This is a genomic window from Bradyrhizobium barranii subsp. barranii, assembly GCF_017565645.3.
Classification (GTDB): domain Bacteria; phylum Pseudomonadota; class Alphaproteobacteria; order Rhizobiales; family Xanthobacteraceae; genus Bradyrhizobium; species Bradyrhizobium barranii.
In genome coordinates this window covers 6,825,479-6,840,434 of the sequence record NZ_CP086136.1, presented here as the reverse complement: position 1 = coordinate 6,840,434, position 14,956 = coordinate 6,825,479, and the positions used below count along the sequence as shown (strand labels likewise).

Genomic DNA, 14,956 nt, shown 5'->3' with positions numbered 1-14,956 from the left:
TTTTAACTCTTCCAGTGTCCATTTATTGCTATTTGTTTCTGACTTGAAATAGATGTGCGCAGTTCGCACATCACTTCCTTCCTGCATTTGAGTCCCGTGTCGATTGATTTTACATTTCGGGCGATGGCCGAGCGGTCCGATCGCGCGCCGGCGCGATGGCGGCGGCCTTTCCTGCGCTGGCTCGACGGCGTCGAGACGGGCTGGGCCGTGCCGCTTCTCATTGTGTGCTTCGTCGCGCTCTGGACGATCTATCTGGCCGTCGCCTATGCCGGCAGCGGCCTGCACCCTGATACCCTCGAGGCCTGGACGCTCGGGCGCCGTTTCGCGTGGGGCTACCATAAGCATCCGCCGCTGATGGGCTGGGTTACGGCGGTGTGGACCGCCGTCTTCCCGCTCAGCGACTGGTCGCTGCAATTGATGGCGATGGCCAATGCCGGGCTCGCCCTGTTTTTCGTCGACCGGATCGCACGGCAGTTCGTGACCGGGCACAAGCGCATCCTGGTGCTGCTGCTCCTGATGCTGACGCCGGCCTATCAATTCCACGCTCAGCGCTTCAACGCCAACGCGGTGCTGCTTGCGCTCTGGCCGCTCGCGACCTGGTGTTTTCTGCGCGCGTTCGAGACCCGCAGCGCGGCCTGGGCGGTCGCGGTAGGATGCACCACGGCGCTGGCGATGGTCGGCAAATATTATTCGGTCTTCCTCGTGGCGAGCTTTGCATTTGCCGCGCTGGCTCATCCCGCGCGCCGCGCCTATTTCACGTCCGCTTCGCCGTGGATATCGGTCGTGGTCGGGCTCGCGGTGTTGTCGCCGCACATCTACTGGCTCGCGACGACGGGGGCGTCGGCCTTCACCTACGCGATGGCGCACGCCAACGGCAACTTCGTGAGCTCACTCGGCGAGGTGCAGAACTTCCTGCTCGGACTCGTGGCGGCCATCAGCGTAGCGGCCGTCTTCTGGGTGATCATCGCCGGCACACGGCTGAAACAATTTGCTGCCGACTTCGCCGCGATGAGTTCCGGCCTGCGGCTTCTTCTTTACGTTGCGATCGGCACGATCGTACTGCCGGTCCTGACGTCGCTGGCGATGGGCACCGATCTGCCGTCGCTATGGGCGTTGCAAGGGCTGTTCCTGTTCGTCGTGCTGATCGTCTGCGGCACGCGCTACCCGATCGAAAGATTCTACACCGTCAATGTCACGGTCATCACCGCAATCGTTGGGCTCGCCGCTGTCTTCGTCGCCGCTCCGATTCACGCCGTCTATCGCAACAATCACGGCTACGAAGAGGGCCGGAATTTCTACGCGCAGGTAGCCAACGAGATTACTCGCGAATGGCACGAGCTGACCGGGGAGCCGCTCAGCGCCGTCAGTGGCGACGATTCGCTGGCCTTTGCGACCGCGTTCTACAGTCCGGACCATCCGTACTACGCGCGGCCGTTCGAATTTCAGTACACATGGGGCATGCCGCGAAAGACGACATTGGATCGCGGTTGGGCCGCGCTCTGTTTCAGCGGCCAGGACTATTGCGGCAGGTGGATGGAGTCCGTGTCCGCGCGCGCCGAGCATTTCGTCAGGCGCCAGTTCACCGTGCAGGTGACGCTATGGGGCAAGCCCGGCCTGACGCGGGACGTGGTCGTGCTGATCGTGCCACCGCGAACGAGCAGCGCGACGCCCGAGAGCGCCGCGCAGGACTTCAGCGCCAGCAAGCGCCCGACGGACTAGGCTTTGCGCTCAGCAGTGGCTGTCGCGGATTCCTTCAAGGCCTTCGCTCGCGAAGGGGGGAGTGAACGCAGTTCGGTCGGCGCCCGGCGTCGAGCGTTCCGTTTCCGCCCGATCCGGGGTGGTGCTGTCTTCGCGATGTTCCGGTTCCATGAGGCGGCCTTTCGAATTGCTGCAGTACAACATCGATGCGGCCGGGAAGTTCCTCATGCGATGGGACGATGATGCGGCTTGAACAGCCGTCCCTTTTCCACCACCAGCACGATCGCAAGCGCCGCCAGCGTCGACAGGAAGAAGCCGACCGAGAACGGCAGCAGCGTGCCGTCGAAACTCTGCCCGATCGCCATTCCGACGACGATGCCGATCAGCGTCGTGATCGAGCCGTAGAGCGAGGAGGCGGTGCCGGCGATGTGGCCCTGCGGCTCCATGGCCAGCGCGGTGAAGTTCGCGACCATCATGCCGAACGAGAACATCATCAGGGCGGACAGCACCATGAACAAGGAGAGCGGCAGCATGCCGAGAGTTTCCGTCAGCAGCATCACGCCCGCAACCGCGGTGTAGAGCGTCAGCGCGCTGTGCGAGATCACGCGCATGCCGAGCCGTCCGACCAGCTTCGCATTGAGGAAGCCGGCGATCGCGGTGCCGGCCGCGATCGCGGCGAAGGCAATCGGGAAATAATGGCCGAGATGATAGACGCCGGTGAAGACCTGCTGCGCCGAGAAGACATAGGCAAAGAGCGCGCCTATCACGCTGCCGGCGGCCGTTGCATAGCCGATGGTCTGGCGGTTGGTCACGGTCTGCCGGAACGCCGAGAGCACGTCTGCGGGCGCCAGCGACCTGCGCTCGGACTCCGGAGGGGTTTCAGGCAGCCGCAGCACGCTCCATGCGAGCGCGAGCAGTCCGTAGAGCATCAGTACGACGAAGATGCCGCGCCATTGCGTGACCAGCAGCACCGCCTGCCCGAACGAGGGCGCAATCACCGGCACCGCGATGAACACCATCATGGCGAGCGACATCACGCTCGCCATCCGGCGGCCGACATAGCAGTCGCGCACGATCGAGGTCGCGATCACGCGCGTCGCCGACGTGCCGAGCCCTTGCAGCGCGCGCGCCAGCAGCAGCGTCTCGAACGAGGGCGCGGCGACCGCCAGCACGCTTGCCACCGCATAGACCGCCATGCCGCCGAGCAGCACCGGGCGGCGGCCGAAGCGGTCCGACAACGGGCCCATGACGAACTGCCCGGCACCGAAGCCGATCAGGAAGGTCGAGAGCACCAGCTGAAGATGGTTGGCGTTGGGAATGGCGAAGGCTGCCCCGATGTTGGGCAGCGCCGGCAGCATCATGTCCATCGCAAGCGGATTCAGCGCCATGATGGACGCGATCACGATGACGAATTCTGGAAAACCCATAGGCCGGTGTCCCGAGGACACCCAATCGTCGGCATTGACGTCGGACAAAGCTCACCTCTGAAAATCAGAGGCTTTTCTATCGGTTATGCTGCGTCGCACAACCCATGTTTCGGGATGGCTGACAGGCGGGTGCACAAGAATTGGTGATGTCGCCGGCTCGGGAAGGGCCGCCTCGTCCATCATCGTGCGCTACGGGCCTGCTCGACCAGGCCGAGCGCCAAGCGTCCCGCGGTGTCGACATAGTCGAGATCGCGATGGATCAGCATCACGGTCGTGGCGCCGTCGAGCAGGATCACAAGCTGGCGCGCGAGCGCCGGTGCACCGGCAACGCCATGCTCGCGCAATTCGGTTTCGAGCCACGCTTCAAAACGCTTCTTGTGCGCCGCGCCGGCCTTGACCGCGGGATGTGCCGGCGTGTTTGCGAGCTCGGCGATGGTGCGCAGGAATCCGCAGCCGCGCCATCGGGGCGTATCCACGGAGCGTCCGAGCCTTGTGAAGAGACCGCGGACCTTGTCGGCCACCGTGCCCTCGGTCTCGGCGAACCAGCGCATATAGAGCTCCAGCGTCGGCTGGTCCCTGGCCGCGATGGTCTCGGCGACGAGCTCGTCCTTGCTGGTGAAGTGATAATAGAGCGTCTTCTTGGTGACGCCGGCCTTCTCGGCGACCGCGTCCATGCTCACCGCCCTGATAGAACAGGCGCGTCGCCGCGATGACGATCTGCTCGCGCGTGGTGTCGCCTTTGCCTGACATCGCCAATGTATACTGCCTAGTGAGTATACACGACAAGATCGCTGTGGCTGACTTCCGCGCCTGTTCGACCTGGAATTCGACCTGGAAGGAGCCTGCACTTGTCCGATCTCGTACTCTCCGAAACGCGAGGCGCTGTCGCGCTGCTGACGTTCAATCGCCCGAACAAGCTCAATGCGCTGAGCTACGGCCTCGTCGACCGCCTGATGGCGATCCTCGATCGTATCGAGGACGATGCCGATATCCGCGCCGTGATCCTGACCGGGGCGGGCGACCGCGCCTTCTCGGCCGGCGCCGACATCGCCGAGTTCTCGGAGAGCGTGAAATGCGGGCCGGACGCGGCGGTAAAGGCCTTCGTGCGGCGCGGGCAGGCGATGACGGCGCGCATGGAGGCGTTTTCGAAGCCGATCATCGCCGCCGTGAACGGCATCGCCTTCGGCGGCGGCTGCGAGATCACGGAAGCCGTGCACCTCGCCGTCGCGAGCGAGCGGGCGAGCTTCGCCAAGCCCGAGATCGCGATCGGAATCACGCCGACCTTCGGCGGCACGCAGCGCCTGCCACGGCTCGCAGGCCGGAAGCGGGCGCTCGAATATCTCCTGACAGGAGATTCCTTTTCACCACAGCGGGCTCATGAGATCGGTTTGGTCAACCACGTCGTGCCGCACGGGCAGCTGCTGGACGCAGCCTTCGCACTGGCAGACCGCATCACGCGGCATTCGCACCTGGCGGTCGCCCGCGTCATCACCGCCGCCACGCGGGGCCTCAACGTCTCGATCTCGGAAGGCCTCGCCATCGAGAGCGAGCAGTTCGCACGCATGGCGGCGACCCGGGACACGCGCGAAGCACTCGATGCCTGGCTTGCCGCCCGCTCGTCGCGGTAGGGGGCGGCGGATCTGCCGGTCGCGGCGACAGGGAACCGGTTCCCGCCGTCCAGACGGACGGCTGGCAACCAGGGATTCACCATAAGCGCGAGCGCAACGCACAGGGGAGATGAATCCGCAACCCATCCTGTCCATGGTGGCACGGCCTGGCGCCGCGTTGGCGGAGAAACCCGGCCCAACAAGGTATCCGATTGTGTCCGATGTCACCGGTGCAGCACGATGGTTGGACCCCTCGGCCGACATGGCTTCGCGGCGGAACTTTTGGCTCGCCTGCCTGATCGCACTGACCGCACTGCTGGTGCTCGGCAATCTCGCCAACGACGCCGTGCTCGATATGAAATATGGCTGGGACACTCGCGTCAATTGCGCGGCGGTCGATGCCTATGCCAGCGGGCTCGATCCCTATTTCGTCAAGAACCTGAAGGGCACCAAGCTCTCTTATCCCTATCTGCCGGTGACGCTGGATGTCTTCCGCCCGTTGTGCGCGGGTGGACTTCTGGTCGATCACTACAAGGGCATCTTTCCTGTCCTCGCCGTGCTTTGCGGGCTCCTCTTGCCCGGTCTTGGCCGAACGCGCGCGGGCGCGCGCGATGTTGCGCTGAGGGTGCTCTGCACGCTCGGCGCGTTCGTCGGTTTCGAATGGGTGCAGGCGTCCGGCAACTTCGCGATCCTGAGCGGCGTGCTGACCGCGATTGCGCTGAGACTCCTGCTTTCTCCGGCTGCGTCCGGCGCGCCCGAGGATCGCAGTTTTCCGCCGCGGCTCGCCGGCGCCGCGCTGCTCGGCCTCGTAACGTCGTTCAAGCTGGTGTTCTTTCCCGTGCTGGCCGCGCTCTATTTCCTGCCGCTGCCACGCGGTCGCAAGCTCGCGCTGATCGCGGTTGCGGCGTTCAGCTTCGCCTTGCCGATCCTGATATCGCGGCTGATGTACCCCGAGCTGTTCGCGAGCTGGCAACTGGCGATGGGCGGAAAGATCCCCGACCAGCATCTCGTCGATCTCTTCGAGATCAATCCGTCGCTGCTGCTGGCGGCGCGCGACCTCATGGATCATGCCGGCCTCGGTGACAGCAAGGCGGCGACGTTCGCGACCTATGCATTCGCAGCACTCGCGCTCGTGCTGGTGCCGTTCGCCTTGTCCATCCTGCGCGTGGTCGCGAGCCAGCCGGCGCAGGACGGCGGATCACTTCTTGCGCGACTGGATCGCTGGCTGATCGATCATCCCCGCGTCGCCATGCGCATCACGGTGTTCGCGATGTTTGCGCTCTATCTCAGCTCGCCGCGCCTCAAGGAATATGCCTTCTTCGAGCTCGCGCTTTATGCCGCGATCCTCGTCGTCGATCTTCCGGCCCTGTCACTTGCCGCGTTCCTCGCCGTCGGTCTCGCCTTTCCGGCACTGATCTCGATTCTTGGGACGGCATTCGAGGGCAGCTTCATCCTCCTCATCATTGCGCTGACAAGTTTCTGGATCCTGCTGCTCGACTTTCGCGCCGGACCGAGGCGGCTGCAGACGGACGGTGTGCAGTCATAACGCATGCCGCCGTGTCCGCCGGAAAAGGACCGCGCCTTGCCCCCGCGGGGGCTCCAGCCGGTTCGTGACTGCATCGGTCTGCCGTCCGCCTTTGGGCGGAGGCTCGCCCCGTCAGCTCCGATGGTGCGGGCAGCCGGGGTCGAACCGGCACAGCGCTTGCGCGCCGAGGGATTTTAAGTCCCTTGCGTCTACCAATTCCGCCATGCCCGCTTGATCCAACGAGATCAACTAGTTAAGTCCACCTCCGGCCGTCTGGAATTGGCGCGTTTCGCGGGCCGGATGGGCGGTTCTTCCTTAAGCGAGCCGGCTGCGCAAGGCAAAGCCTCAATCCGGACATCTGTTGTTGCTTTAGGCATTCTCAATCCACGGGGACTATTTATCCGGCATGGCTGCTTCGCTTCCCTCTCCGCTGCGCTTCTGCGGCGCGCTCGTTGTGCTGCTTGCGGGCGGCGCACTGTCCGGCTGCGCCAGCATGAGCGAGACGGTCGCTCCGGCCTTTGCCGACCCCGGCAAATACGAATTGTACGACTGCAAGCAGCTCGAGGGCGAGCGCAAGGCGCTCGCTACCCGCACCGCGGATTTGCAGAAGCTGATGGACAAGGCGGAGACCGGGACCGGCGGCGCTGTCGTATCCGAGCTCGCCTATCGCAACGACTACATCGCGGTGCGCGGGCAGTCGCAACTTGCCGAGGACGCATGGCGCCGCAACAAGTGCCGGGAAACGCCGCCCGGTGCGACGCCGGCGGCCTCTGCTCCACAGCGGCCGGACATCAAGCCCGCCCCGAAATCCGGTAGCGCCGTTCGCTGAGTTGACACGATTGCGCCCGCCTCAGGGCCGCCAGCCGTAGATCCAGTCCTGTCGCGCCAGCATGCGCTCCGGGCCGAGCGCGCGGATCGCAACATCGCGCGCGATCGCGAGCGGCCCACCGAGATGATAGATGCGGCCCTGCTGCCGCGCCGTCCGCTGCACCCGCCGCACCCGCGCCTGCCGCGCGCGGCCATATTGCTTCAGCGCCGCCGCGATACCGGCCGCGCTCTCGGCAGCCTCGAGGCTCAGATGCCGGGCGAGCACGGCGGCGTCCTCGATCGCCATGCCGGCGCCCTGGGCCGCGAATGGCAGCATCGCATGCACGGCGTCACCGAGCAGGCCGACCGGTCCTTGGCTCCAGGGGCAGCCGTCGGGCACGCCGAACAGCGCCCATTTGCGCCAATTGTCGACGGCCGTGAGCATCATCCTGGCCTGCGATGGCCAGCGCGGTGCCGCGAAGGCGTCCATCACCTCGAAGGGGTCGCCCGGCGTGCTCCAGCCGGGCCTGTTCCAGGTCCCCGGCAGCACCGCGACCACGTTGATCTGGCGCCCGCCGGCGATCGGATAAGCCACGAGATGGGCGTTCGGACCCATCCAGAGCTGGACCCGCCGCGCGGTAAAATCCTTCGGCAGTTGCGTGGCATCGAGCGTGCCGCGCCAGGCGATCAGGCCGGAGAAGCGCGGCTGCACCTCGGGAAACAGATGCTGGCGTACCGTCGACCAGATACCGTCGGCGCCGATCAGTGCGCTGGCCAGATCGCTGCGGCGTATCGTGCCGCTGCGATGGACGACCGTCAGCCCCTTGGCGTGGGGCGCCACATCCTCGAAGGTCGCACCTAACTTCAGATCGATATCGGGATGGTCGGAGACCGCACCGGCCAGCGCGGATTGCAGGTCGGCGCGATGCACCACCCAATAGGGTGCGCCGGCCCGCGCGGAAGCGGCTTCGCCGAGCGGCATGCGCAGCAGTTCGCCGCCGGCCCGCGCGCTCATGACGCAGAGCGCCTCAGGCGTGACGGCGCTTCGCTTGAGCCCCTCGGTGAGGCCGAGCTCGACCAGCACGCGGCTGGCGTTGGGGGAGAGTTGCAGGCCGGCGCCGACTTCCTCGAGCCGCTCGGCCTTTTCCAGCACGACGATGCGGAAGCCACGGGCTGCGAGCGCAAGCGCGGCCGTCAGTCCACCTATGCCGGCACCGGCGATGACAATCGTTCGGGAGAGCGCCACCCCTGACCGTGAGAGGCGGTCAGGCCACCTTGTCCTTCAGCACGCATTCCGGCGGACGGGCTTCGCCCGGCTTCAGGTCGGCGGCGAAACGGTACAGCGTCGAGCAATAGGGGCAGATGATCTCGTTGTCGTTGCCGAGGTCCAGGAAGACGTGCGGATGATCGAACGGAGGATTGGCGCCGACGCACATGAACTCTTGCGAGCCGATCTCGATGACGGGGACACCGGCATCGTTATGGAAGTGCGGGACGACATGGTCGGACATCGTAGTTCATCCTGGAGTGGCAATGGCGGCAGACACAATCAAACACTGACGCGGCATCTTTGAGGCGCCGCGGACCATACTGTTGGGTGCAGATGATTGCTAGTCCAGCGGAACCGAAAGGTTCGCAATTGCCCCATGCTCATTTGCTCATGCAAATTCGACACAATCTTGCGGCCTGAGAGAAGCCCTTCTTTCGTCGGGGACGTTGTGTCGCAATTTTGGCATACTATGTCTTTGGACGCGCGGAATTGCGACGAAAGACGAACCAACAGGCGCAATGATCTCGGGATCGTCCAGGCTCTTGGCACAACTCTTGGTATGACTCTTGGCATGAAGTGGCTGCGAATCAGCACGGCGTTGACCGGTATTGCAGCATGCAGCTTCATGCTCGCGCAGGTAGCGCCGCATGCCCGCGAGGCCGGCGCGCTCCTCTCCGCCCAGGACGATCCGGCGGCGCTCTCCGAGCTCAAGCTCGATGCGCTGCTGCGGCAGAACGACCGCCTGGTTCAGGACAATATCGAGGCCGCGCTCGCCGCCGGCGACGCTGATCTCGCCGACAGTTTTGTCGCGCTGGTGCGTGAACGTAACATCGCGCTGCCCGACGACCTCCTCAACCGCGTCAGCGATGCGGTCAAGGAAGAAAATTCCACGCAGCATTTCGCCAAACGGTTCGCCACCGGCCTCGTCACCGGCAACGCCGACGATGTCGCGAGCCTGTCCGGAACCGTCGCCGGCGATCTCTTCGTGATCGGCGACATCAGGGACGTCGTGCGCGAGGGCAAGCGTCTCGCCATGGGCGAGGACACCGACCATCTGGTGCTCGGCCTTGCGACCGCCGGCCTTGCGGTGACGGCGGTGACCTACGTGTCGGTCGGCGGCGCCGCGCCCGTGCGCGCTGGACTGACGCTGGTGAAGGATGCCCGCAAGGTCGGACGTCTCGGCGAGGGACTTGCCGCATGGGCCGGCCGGTCGGCGCGTGAGGTGGTCGATACGACAATGCTCCAGAACGCCGTCGTCAAGGGTTCGGTGTTCCGCCCCGGCGAGACCGCGAGCGCGATCAAGGCCGCGTTCCGCGCCGAGAAGGTCGGTGCCCTGGTCCGGCTCGGCAAGGACGTCACCCGCGTTGCCGAAAAGACCGGCACGCGCGGCGCCATGGATACGCTGCGCATCGCCGAAGGCCCGAAGGACGTCGCGCGCGCGGCCCGGCTTGCGGAAGCGGAGGGCGGCAAGACCCGCGCGATCATGAAGCTGCTCGGCCGCGGCGCGCTGCTGCTCGTCGGCGGCATGTTCGATCTGGCGCTCTGGCTGTTCGGCGCGGCACTGACGCTGTTCGGCCTGCTGTCCTCGATCAAGGCGGCGACGGAGCGCCTGACCCAGGCCTGGTGCGATCGCAGGCGGGCGCGGCGGCTCCGCCGGGCGGCAGCCCAATCCGCTCTGGCGGACGCGGCGCTTACCGCCTAAGATCAATCTCTCCCCCACAACGACTTCCGGAACTGCTGATGCCGAGCTTTCACAACGGCGCCGTTGAAATTGCCTATCTCGACGAAGGCGAGGGCGATCCGATCATCCTGGTGCACGGCTTTGCCTCGAGCAAGAACGTGAACTGGGTCTATCCGACCTGGGTCTCGGAACTGCGCAAGAACGGCCGCCGTGTCATCGCGCTGGACAATCGCGGCCATGGCGAAAGCGCAAAGCTCTACGATCCCACGCAGTACTCGATCCCGACCATGGCCGGCGACGTGCTCGCGCTGATGGATCATCTCGCGATTCCGCAGGCGGACATGATGGGCTATTCGATGGGCGGGCGGATGACGGCCTGGCTCTCCCTCAACGAGTCGCAGCGCCTGCGCTCGGCGATCCTCGGCGGCATCGGCATCGGCGGCCTGATCGAGGGCACCGGGCCCGGCGAGAACGTCGCGAAGGCGCTGGAGGCGCCCACGCTCGACGACGTCACCGATCCGGTCGGCCGCACGTTTCGCGCCTTCGCCGATCAGACCCGTTCCGACCGTCGTGCGCTCGCCGCCTGCCTGCGCGGCACCCGCGACCTCATGACGAAGGAAGAGGCCGCGCGCATCGACGTGCCCGTGCTGATCGCGGTCGGCAGCGCCGACGACGTCGCAGGATCCGCCAGCGCGCTCGGCGCCATCATCCCGGGATCGGAAGTGCTCGACATCCCCAACCGCGACCACATGCGTGCGGTCGGCGACAAGGTCTACAAGACCGGCGTGCTCGACTTCCTGTCACGCCGCGGCTGAGGTCTCGTCGTCAGGCAAGTCGTCACCGAAACGACGTGCCAGCGCCATCAGCACCACGAAGGTCGCGACCCACACCATCCGCGCGCCGTAGCGGTCGTGGGGGCCCGAGATCACGCCGCAGATGAAGGCGTTGCCGAGCAGCGCCAGCGTGACGGTTGCCGCCAGCAGCGTCAGATCGTCGGCCTGCGGCTTGCGAGCGCATGCGCGAGCAACCCGACCAGCGCCAGCATCGAGGCTAATGCGACGGGAACGTGCAGCCAGTTGATGTGATCGAAATCGAGGCCGTGATTCTGCTGCCGCGCCGCGCGCATCGGCGCGACTTGCGCCGGGATGTAGCGCTCGATGATGCCGTAGGTGTGCCCGATCCAGACACTGGTGCCTTCGCCGGTGGCCACATGCAGCAATTGCTGGCCCATCGCCCGCAACGCCGCGCCGGCCTGCCACGCCGGATAGTCGGCGAGCGAATGCACGACGATATAGCCCATCTCGTCGTTCATGCCTTCGAAGCGGCCGAGCGTGTTGAACATGCTCTTGCCCCACAGGAACTCGTCGGCGGTCGCTGGCAATTGGTCGCGATAGGGACAGAGCTTGTAGCGCTCGCGCGGGCAATGATCGCTCAGGAAGCGCGCGACGATACCGTCCTGCATCATGCGTCCGAAAGCGACGCCATAGCCGCCGGGCGTCCAGGCCCATTTGCCCGACAGCGCGTGGTTTGCCGAGACCAGCATCAGGCCGCCCGCGACGATGGTGAGGCTCGCCTGCGCCAATCCGGCGAGCGGCAGGCGCGCGCCGAGGAACGGCCGCACCATCCAGCCGGCGGCGCAGAGCCCGAGCAGCACGCCGAGTGTGGCGCTGTGGGTTGCGGCGGCAAAGGCGGTGAAGACGAACAGCGAGATCTTTTCGAGGCCCGACGTCCGGCTCGCGCCGACGACCAGCAAGAACAGGGACAGGATCGACAGCCCTGCAAAGATGTCCGTGAGCAGCATGCTCGCGAGCCAGGGCCGCGCGGTCGACAGGATCAGGCAGAGGCTGATCGCGACGAAGCGAGACGTCTGCATCAACCCGAGTACGCGCAGCGTCAGTTGCAACAGCCACAGCGTCGCCAGCGACTGGATCGCGAGATTGATCCAGAAGCCGAAATTCTCGCCGTAGTGCAGATAGAGGCCGAACACGGTGGAGCGGCTCGGGACCAGATAGCCTTCGTACCAGCGCGCCAGATAGCCGCCGGTATCCCATTGCAACAGCGGATAGCCGTTCCAGAACGCCGGCGCGATCAAGAGGAGGGGCAGTCCCACCGCCGCCAGCCGCAGCCAAAGCGAGCCCGCGGCGCCCGCGCGCAATTGATCGGTGGTGATGCTCAAATCCGCTCCGTCGTGTTCCCGACCATGCCCGCGATAGCCGTCGAGGCGGAATTCACCAATAGTTTGACGCTGCCCGGCTTGAATTTGGCAAAATCCTGACCATTTTCAGCCGACCTCGCCGCCTGGGGGCGTCAGAAGAAACTGTTGTGTTTCAAGGCGTTGGCGTGCTTTCGCGGAGCAACTCACTGTTCACTCTCAGGCAAGCCCGTCGGGACTTCGTCGGCTAGACTGTGGTATAGAGCCAGCAAAATGAGCCAATTCGAAAGAGCAGATCCTATGGCAGTGCATCAGGTCAGTCCGGGAGGAAAGCTCGCAACGCTCGATCCGATCTGGGATCGGATCCGCGGCGAGGCGGAGGACATCGTCCATCGCGAGCCGGAGCTTGCGACCTTCATCTACTCGACGGTGCTGCATCACAGTCGCCTGGAAGATTCGGTGATCCATCGTCTCGCCGACCGGCTCGATCATTCCGCGCTGTCGGGTGATCTCGTTCGCCAGACCTATGACGAGGCTCTGCGCGAGGCTCCCGATCTCGGCAACGCCTTCCGCGCCGATCTCGTCGCCGTCTACGACCGCGATCCCGCGACGTCGCGCTTCATCGACCCCTTGCTCTACTTCAAGGGCTTTCACGCCATTCAGACCCATCGCCTCGCGCACTGGCTCTATCTGAAGGGCCGCAAGGACTTTGCGTATTATCTCCAGAGCCGCGCGTCTGCGGTGTTCCAGACCGACATCAATCCCGCCGCGCGCATCGGCCGCGGCATCTTCCTCGACCACGCCACCGGCTTCGTCTGCGGTGAGACCGCGGTGATCGAGGATGACGTCTCGATCCTGCACGGCGTCACGCTCGGCGGCACCGGCAAGGAGAACGAGGACCGCCATCCGAAGATCCGTCACGGCGTCCTGATCGGCGCCGGCGCAAAGATCCTCGGCAACATCGAGATCGGTCATTGCGCGCGCATTGCCGCCGGCTCGGTCGTGGTCAAGCCGGTGCCGCACAACGTCACGGTTGCCGGTGTGCCCGCCAAGATCGTTGGTGAGGCCGGCTGCGCCGAGCCGTCGCGCACCATGGATCAGATGATCAACGCGATGGGACTTTGAGCGAGAGAAAAGGGCCGGATTCTCCGGCCCTGCTCGTCCCCAAATTCTTTGGCAATTCATGCTGGCGGTTCGTCGCGTCTCGTCCTAAAACCCCGCCAACCCAGATTTCGATTGGAGACTTGCCGTGGACGTCAAGGAAGTAAGGAAGCTCGACGCGTATCTGAAGCGCGTATTCGGCAATCCCAAGATCCGCGTCGTGCCGCGGCCGAAGAAGGATGATTCCGCCGAGGTTTATATCGGCGAGGAGTTCATCGGCGTGCTCTTCGTCGATGACGAGGATGATGATCGCTCGTTCCAATTCCAGATGGCGATCCTCGAGGACGATCTCGTCGATCAGGAATAGTTTCTCTCTCCGTCATTGCGAGCGAAGCGAAGCAATCCAGGATCTTTCCGCGGAGGGATTCTGGATTGCTTCGCTCTGCTCGCAATGACGAACGTTAGCTCCGCGGTTCCGTAGTTCTATTTCTTCGCGAGAATGCGCAGCCGCGCCGTGGCATCAGCGACAGTGATGCCGTTCGCATCGACGAGATCGGCCTGCACGACCATATCGCGATCCGTCCGTTCGACAACGCGCGCGCGTGCCGTGATGGCTCCGACCGCTGCAGGCTTCAGGAAGCGCGTATCCAGACTTCTTGTGACCACGGTCAGGTCAGGAGAAAGCGCGGCCAGCGCGCAAATTCCTGTGGCGGAGTCCAGCATCGCCGCGAGGAAGCCGCCCTGGATCGTGCCATGCCTGTTGGTGAACGCGGGCTGAGCCTGGAAGCGGATCAAGGCCCGCCCGCCCTCGTCAAAGCCGAGCCATTCGCGCCCCAACAATTGGGCGCCCGGAGGCAGGTTTGCTGCTGCATCGGTCACGTCGATCACCGCGCTTGATGTTGTTGGCGACGAGCCTATCAGCCGGTCAATGCGGCGCAAAGCGATCGGGGGTCAGCCCTTCGGTCCGCGCAATTGCGCTGACAGCCGGTCCAGCGCTTCCGCGACATCGCGCCATTGCGACAGCCAGCTCCGCGGAAAACGGAAGGTGAGATCGGCGCCGCCGACACGGCGTTCGGAAAGGCACATGCCGGGCGTGGCGGCATCGCGCGTGCAGCGTGCGGTCAGCGCGGGGCTTGCGGCGGAATAGAAGTCCTCGCTGCCATAGGGCGTGTCGGCGCGGAACATCCGCATCGTCAGGCCGTCCGCCGCACTGGTCGCGGCCTGGTCGAGATAGCGCGGATAGATCGTGGCTGTTCGCTGCTCCGGCGCCAGCGCATCGTGATGCGCCGATATCGACAGGAAGACACGGTCGATCGGTTGCATCGCCTCTTCCACGGTGTCGGCCGTGACATGTTTCGGCGCGCCCGGCGGCTCAAGCGAAGGGTAGAGGAAGTCGAGATCGATGCGCTCCTGCGGCCCGGAGTGCCGCTGAATCTTCATCCTGATCGCGGTCGTGGGAACGTTGAACAGCGTGCCGCCGACACTCACCGGCAGCCGGTCCGGAGCATTCGCGCCGCCCGAGCCCCAGGTCGGCCATAGCAAGTAGGCGACGAGCGCCACCGCGCCCAGCGCCGCAGTGCCGCCGAGCACGATCGGGACGACATGCGCCCGAGGGTGCGTCCTGGAGGACCTAAGGGGAGCTGCCGAAAACATCGTCATGAGCTTGCGCAAGTCGAACCGGGAAGTCG

The 14,956-nt window shown here is 65.1% G+C and carries 14 protein-coding genes, 1 tRNA gene and 1 pseudogene; 8 read left to right on the top strand and 8 right to left on the bottom strand.

The annotated features are described in order from the left end of the window. Positions 1-123 precede the first annotated feature (123 nt). Positions 124-1,719: a glycosyltransferase family 39 protein gene (locus J4G43_RS33475; protein ID WP_225005772.1), complete on the top strand. Its 1,596-nt coding sequence runs from the start codon at positions 124-126 to the stop codon at positions 1,717-1,719. Positions 1,720-1,922: 203 nt separating this feature from the next. Here the strand turns inward: J4G43_RS33475 and J4G43_RS33470 are convergent, their stop codons facing one another. Both J4G43_RS33470 and J4G43_RS33465 read right to left on the bottom strand, forming a co-directional pair. After that, a complete protein-coding gene (locus tag J4G43_RS33470) occupies positions 1,923-3,125 on the bottom strand; it encodes a multidrug effflux MFS transporter (RefSeq protein WP_408581370.1) in 1,203 nt (400 codons plus the stop codon). A gap of 179 nt (positions 3,126-3,304) precedes the next feature. Beyond that, the gene (locus J4G43_RS33465; protein WP_321576281.1) at positions 3,305-3,799 is read right to left on the bottom strand and encodes a TetR/AcrR family transcriptional regulator; all 495 of its coding nucleotides are present in this window, start codon (positions 3,797-3,799) and stop codon (positions 3,305-3,307) included. Between the two features lie 174 nt (positions 3,800-3,973). Here J4G43_RS33465 and J4G43_RS33460 point away from each other — a divergent pair, with 174 nt between their 5' ends. Both J4G43_RS33460 and J4G43_RS33455 read left to right on the top strand, forming a co-directional pair. Continuing rightward, the gene (locus tag J4G43_RS33460; RefSeq protein ID WP_208087534.1) at positions 3,974-4,753 is read left to right on the top strand and encodes a crotonase/enoyl-CoA hydratase family protein; all 780 of its coding nucleotides are present in this window, start codon (positions 3,974-3,976) and stop codon (positions 4,751-4,753) included. Between the two features lie 193 nt (positions 4,754-4,946). Next, a complete protein-coding gene (locus J4G43_RS33455) occupies positions 4,947-6,278 on the top strand; it encodes a hypothetical protein (RefSeq protein WP_225005275.1) in 1,332 nt (443 codons plus the stop codon). 121 nt (positions 6,279-6,399) lie between these two features. Here J4G43_RS33455 and J4G43_RS33450 read toward each other — a convergent pair. After that, positions 6,400-6,488: transfer RNA gene (locus J4G43_RS33450), tRNA-Leu, on the bottom strand. Between the two features lie 175 nt (positions 6,489-6,663). On the opposite strand from J4G43_RS33450, the gene J4G43_RS33445 reads away from it, so the two are divergent. Beyond that, complete coding sequence (locus J4G43_RS33445; RefSeq protein WP_166091883.1) at positions 6,664-7,086, top strand: twin-arginine translocation pathway signal; 423 nt, start codon at positions 6,664-6,666, stop codon at positions 7,084-7,086. A gap of 21 nt (positions 7,087-7,107) precedes the next feature. Here J4G43_RS33445 and J4G43_RS33440 read toward each other — a convergent pair whose 3' ends face one another. Then, positions 7,108-8,310, bottom strand: coding sequence for an FAD-dependent monooxygenase (locus J4G43_RS33440; RefSeq protein WP_208087533.1), 1,203 nt, complete (start codon positions 8,308-8,310; stop codon positions 7,108-7,110). A 19-nt stretch (positions 8,311-8,329) separates the two neighbouring features. Next, positions 8,330-8,575 (bottom strand): zinc-finger domain-containing protein, encoded by a 246-nt coding sequence (locus J4G43_RS33435; protein ID WP_008562814.1) that lies wholly within the window; start codon positions 8,573-8,575, stop codon positions 8,330-8,332. A gap of 330 nt (positions 8,576-8,905) precedes the next feature. On the opposite strand from J4G43_RS33435, the gene J4G43_RS33430 reads away from it, so the two are divergent. Together J4G43_RS33430 and J4G43_RS33425 are read left to right on the top strand one after the other, a co-directional pair. Next, positions 8,906-10,036, top strand: a complete 1,131-nt coding sequence (locus J4G43_RS33430; protein WP_208087532.1) for a hypothetical protein — start codon at positions 8,906-8,908, stop codon at positions 10,034-10,036. Between the two features lie 38 nt (positions 10,037-10,074). Then, on the top strand, positions 10,075-10,830 hold the full coding sequence (locus tag J4G43_RS33425) for an alpha/beta fold hydrolase (RefSeq protein WP_166091920.1): 756 nt from the start codon (positions 10,075-10,077) through the stop codon (positions 10,828-10,830). On the opposite strand, the pseudogene J4G43_RS33420 reads toward J4G43_RS33425, so the two are convergent. Beyond that, a pseudogene (locus tag J4G43_RS33420) lies at positions 10,816-12,191 on the bottom strand (hypothetical protein). The gene J4G43_RS33425 and the pseudogene J4G43_RS33420 sit on opposite strands and share 15 nt — an antisense overlap. A 276-nt stretch (positions 12,192-12,467) precedes the next feature. Here J4G43_RS33420 and cysE point away from each other — a divergent pair. Both cysE and J4G43_RS33410 read left to right on the top strand, forming a co-directional pair. Continuing rightward, on the top strand, positions 12,468-13,292 hold the full coding sequence (cysE, locus tag J4G43_RS33415; protein ID WP_014494283.1) for a serine O-acetyltransferase: 825 nt from the start codon (positions 12,468-12,470) through the stop codon (positions 13,290-13,292). A 124-nt stretch (positions 13,293-13,416) separates the two neighbouring features. Continuing rightward, entirely contained in the window at positions 13,417-13,635 is a 219-nt protein-coding gene (locus J4G43_RS33410; RefSeq protein WP_007602550.1) for a DUF3126 family protein, read from the top strand. A gap of 116 nt (positions 13,636-13,751) precedes the next feature. Here the strand turns inward: J4G43_RS33410 and J4G43_RS33405 are convergent, their stop codons facing one another. Further along, positions 13,752-14,156 carry a PaaI family thioesterase gene (locus tag J4G43_RS33405; RefSeq protein WP_208087531.1) on the bottom strand — a complete coding sequence of 135 codons (405 nt, stop codon included), beginning with the start codon at positions 14,154-14,156 and terminating at the stop codon, positions 13,752-13,754. 63 nt (positions 14,157-14,219) lie between these two features. Next, positions 14,220-14,927 (bottom strand): hypothetical protein, encoded by a 708-nt coding sequence (locus J4G43_RS33400; RefSeq protein ID WP_208087530.1) that lies wholly within the window; start codon positions 14,925-14,927, stop codon positions 14,220-14,222. Positions 14,928-14,956: the final 29 nt, after the last annotated feature.

What these genes read in the sequence shown, in the direction of transcription:
- J4G43_RS33430 (WP_208087532.1), top strand. Translation starts at nt 8,906, where the DNA reads ATGAAGTGGCTGCGAATCAGCACGGCGTTGACCGGTATTGCAGCATGC.
- J4G43_RS33470 (WP_408581370.1), bottom strand. Translation starts at nt 3,125, where the DNA reads ATGGGTTTTCCAGAATTCGTCATCGTGATCGCGTCCATCATGGCGCTG.
- J4G43_RS33475 (WP_225005772.1), top strand. Translation starts at nt 124, where the DNA reads ATGGCCGAGCGGTCCGATCGCGCGCCGGCGCGATGGCGGCGGCCTTTC.
- J4G43_RS33445 (WP_166091883.1), top strand. Translation starts at nt 6,664, where the DNA reads ATGGCTGCTTCGCTTCCCTCTCCGCTGCGCTTCTGCGGCGCGCTCGTT.
- J4G43_RS33400 (WP_208087530.1), bottom strand. Translation starts at nt 14,927, where the DNA reads ATGACGATGTTTTCGGCAGCTCCCCTTAGGTCCTCCAGGACGCACCCT.
- J4G43_RS33435 (WP_008562814.1), bottom strand. Translation starts at nt 8,575, where the DNA reads ATGTCCGACCATGTCGTCCCGCACTTCCATAACGATGCCGGTGTCCCC.
- J4G43_RS33425 (WP_166091920.1), top strand. Translation starts at nt 10,075, where the DNA reads ATGCCGAGCTTTCACAACGGCGCCGTTGAAATTGCCTATCTCGACGAA.
- cysE (WP_014494283.1), top strand. Translation starts at nt 12,468, where the DNA reads ATGGCAGTGCATCAGGTCAGTCCGGGAGGAAAGCTCGCAACGCTCGAT.
- J4G43_RS33465 (WP_321576281.1), bottom strand. Translation starts at nt 3,799, where the DNA reads ATGGACGCGGTCGCCGAGAAGGCCGGCGTCACCAAGAAGACGCTCTAT.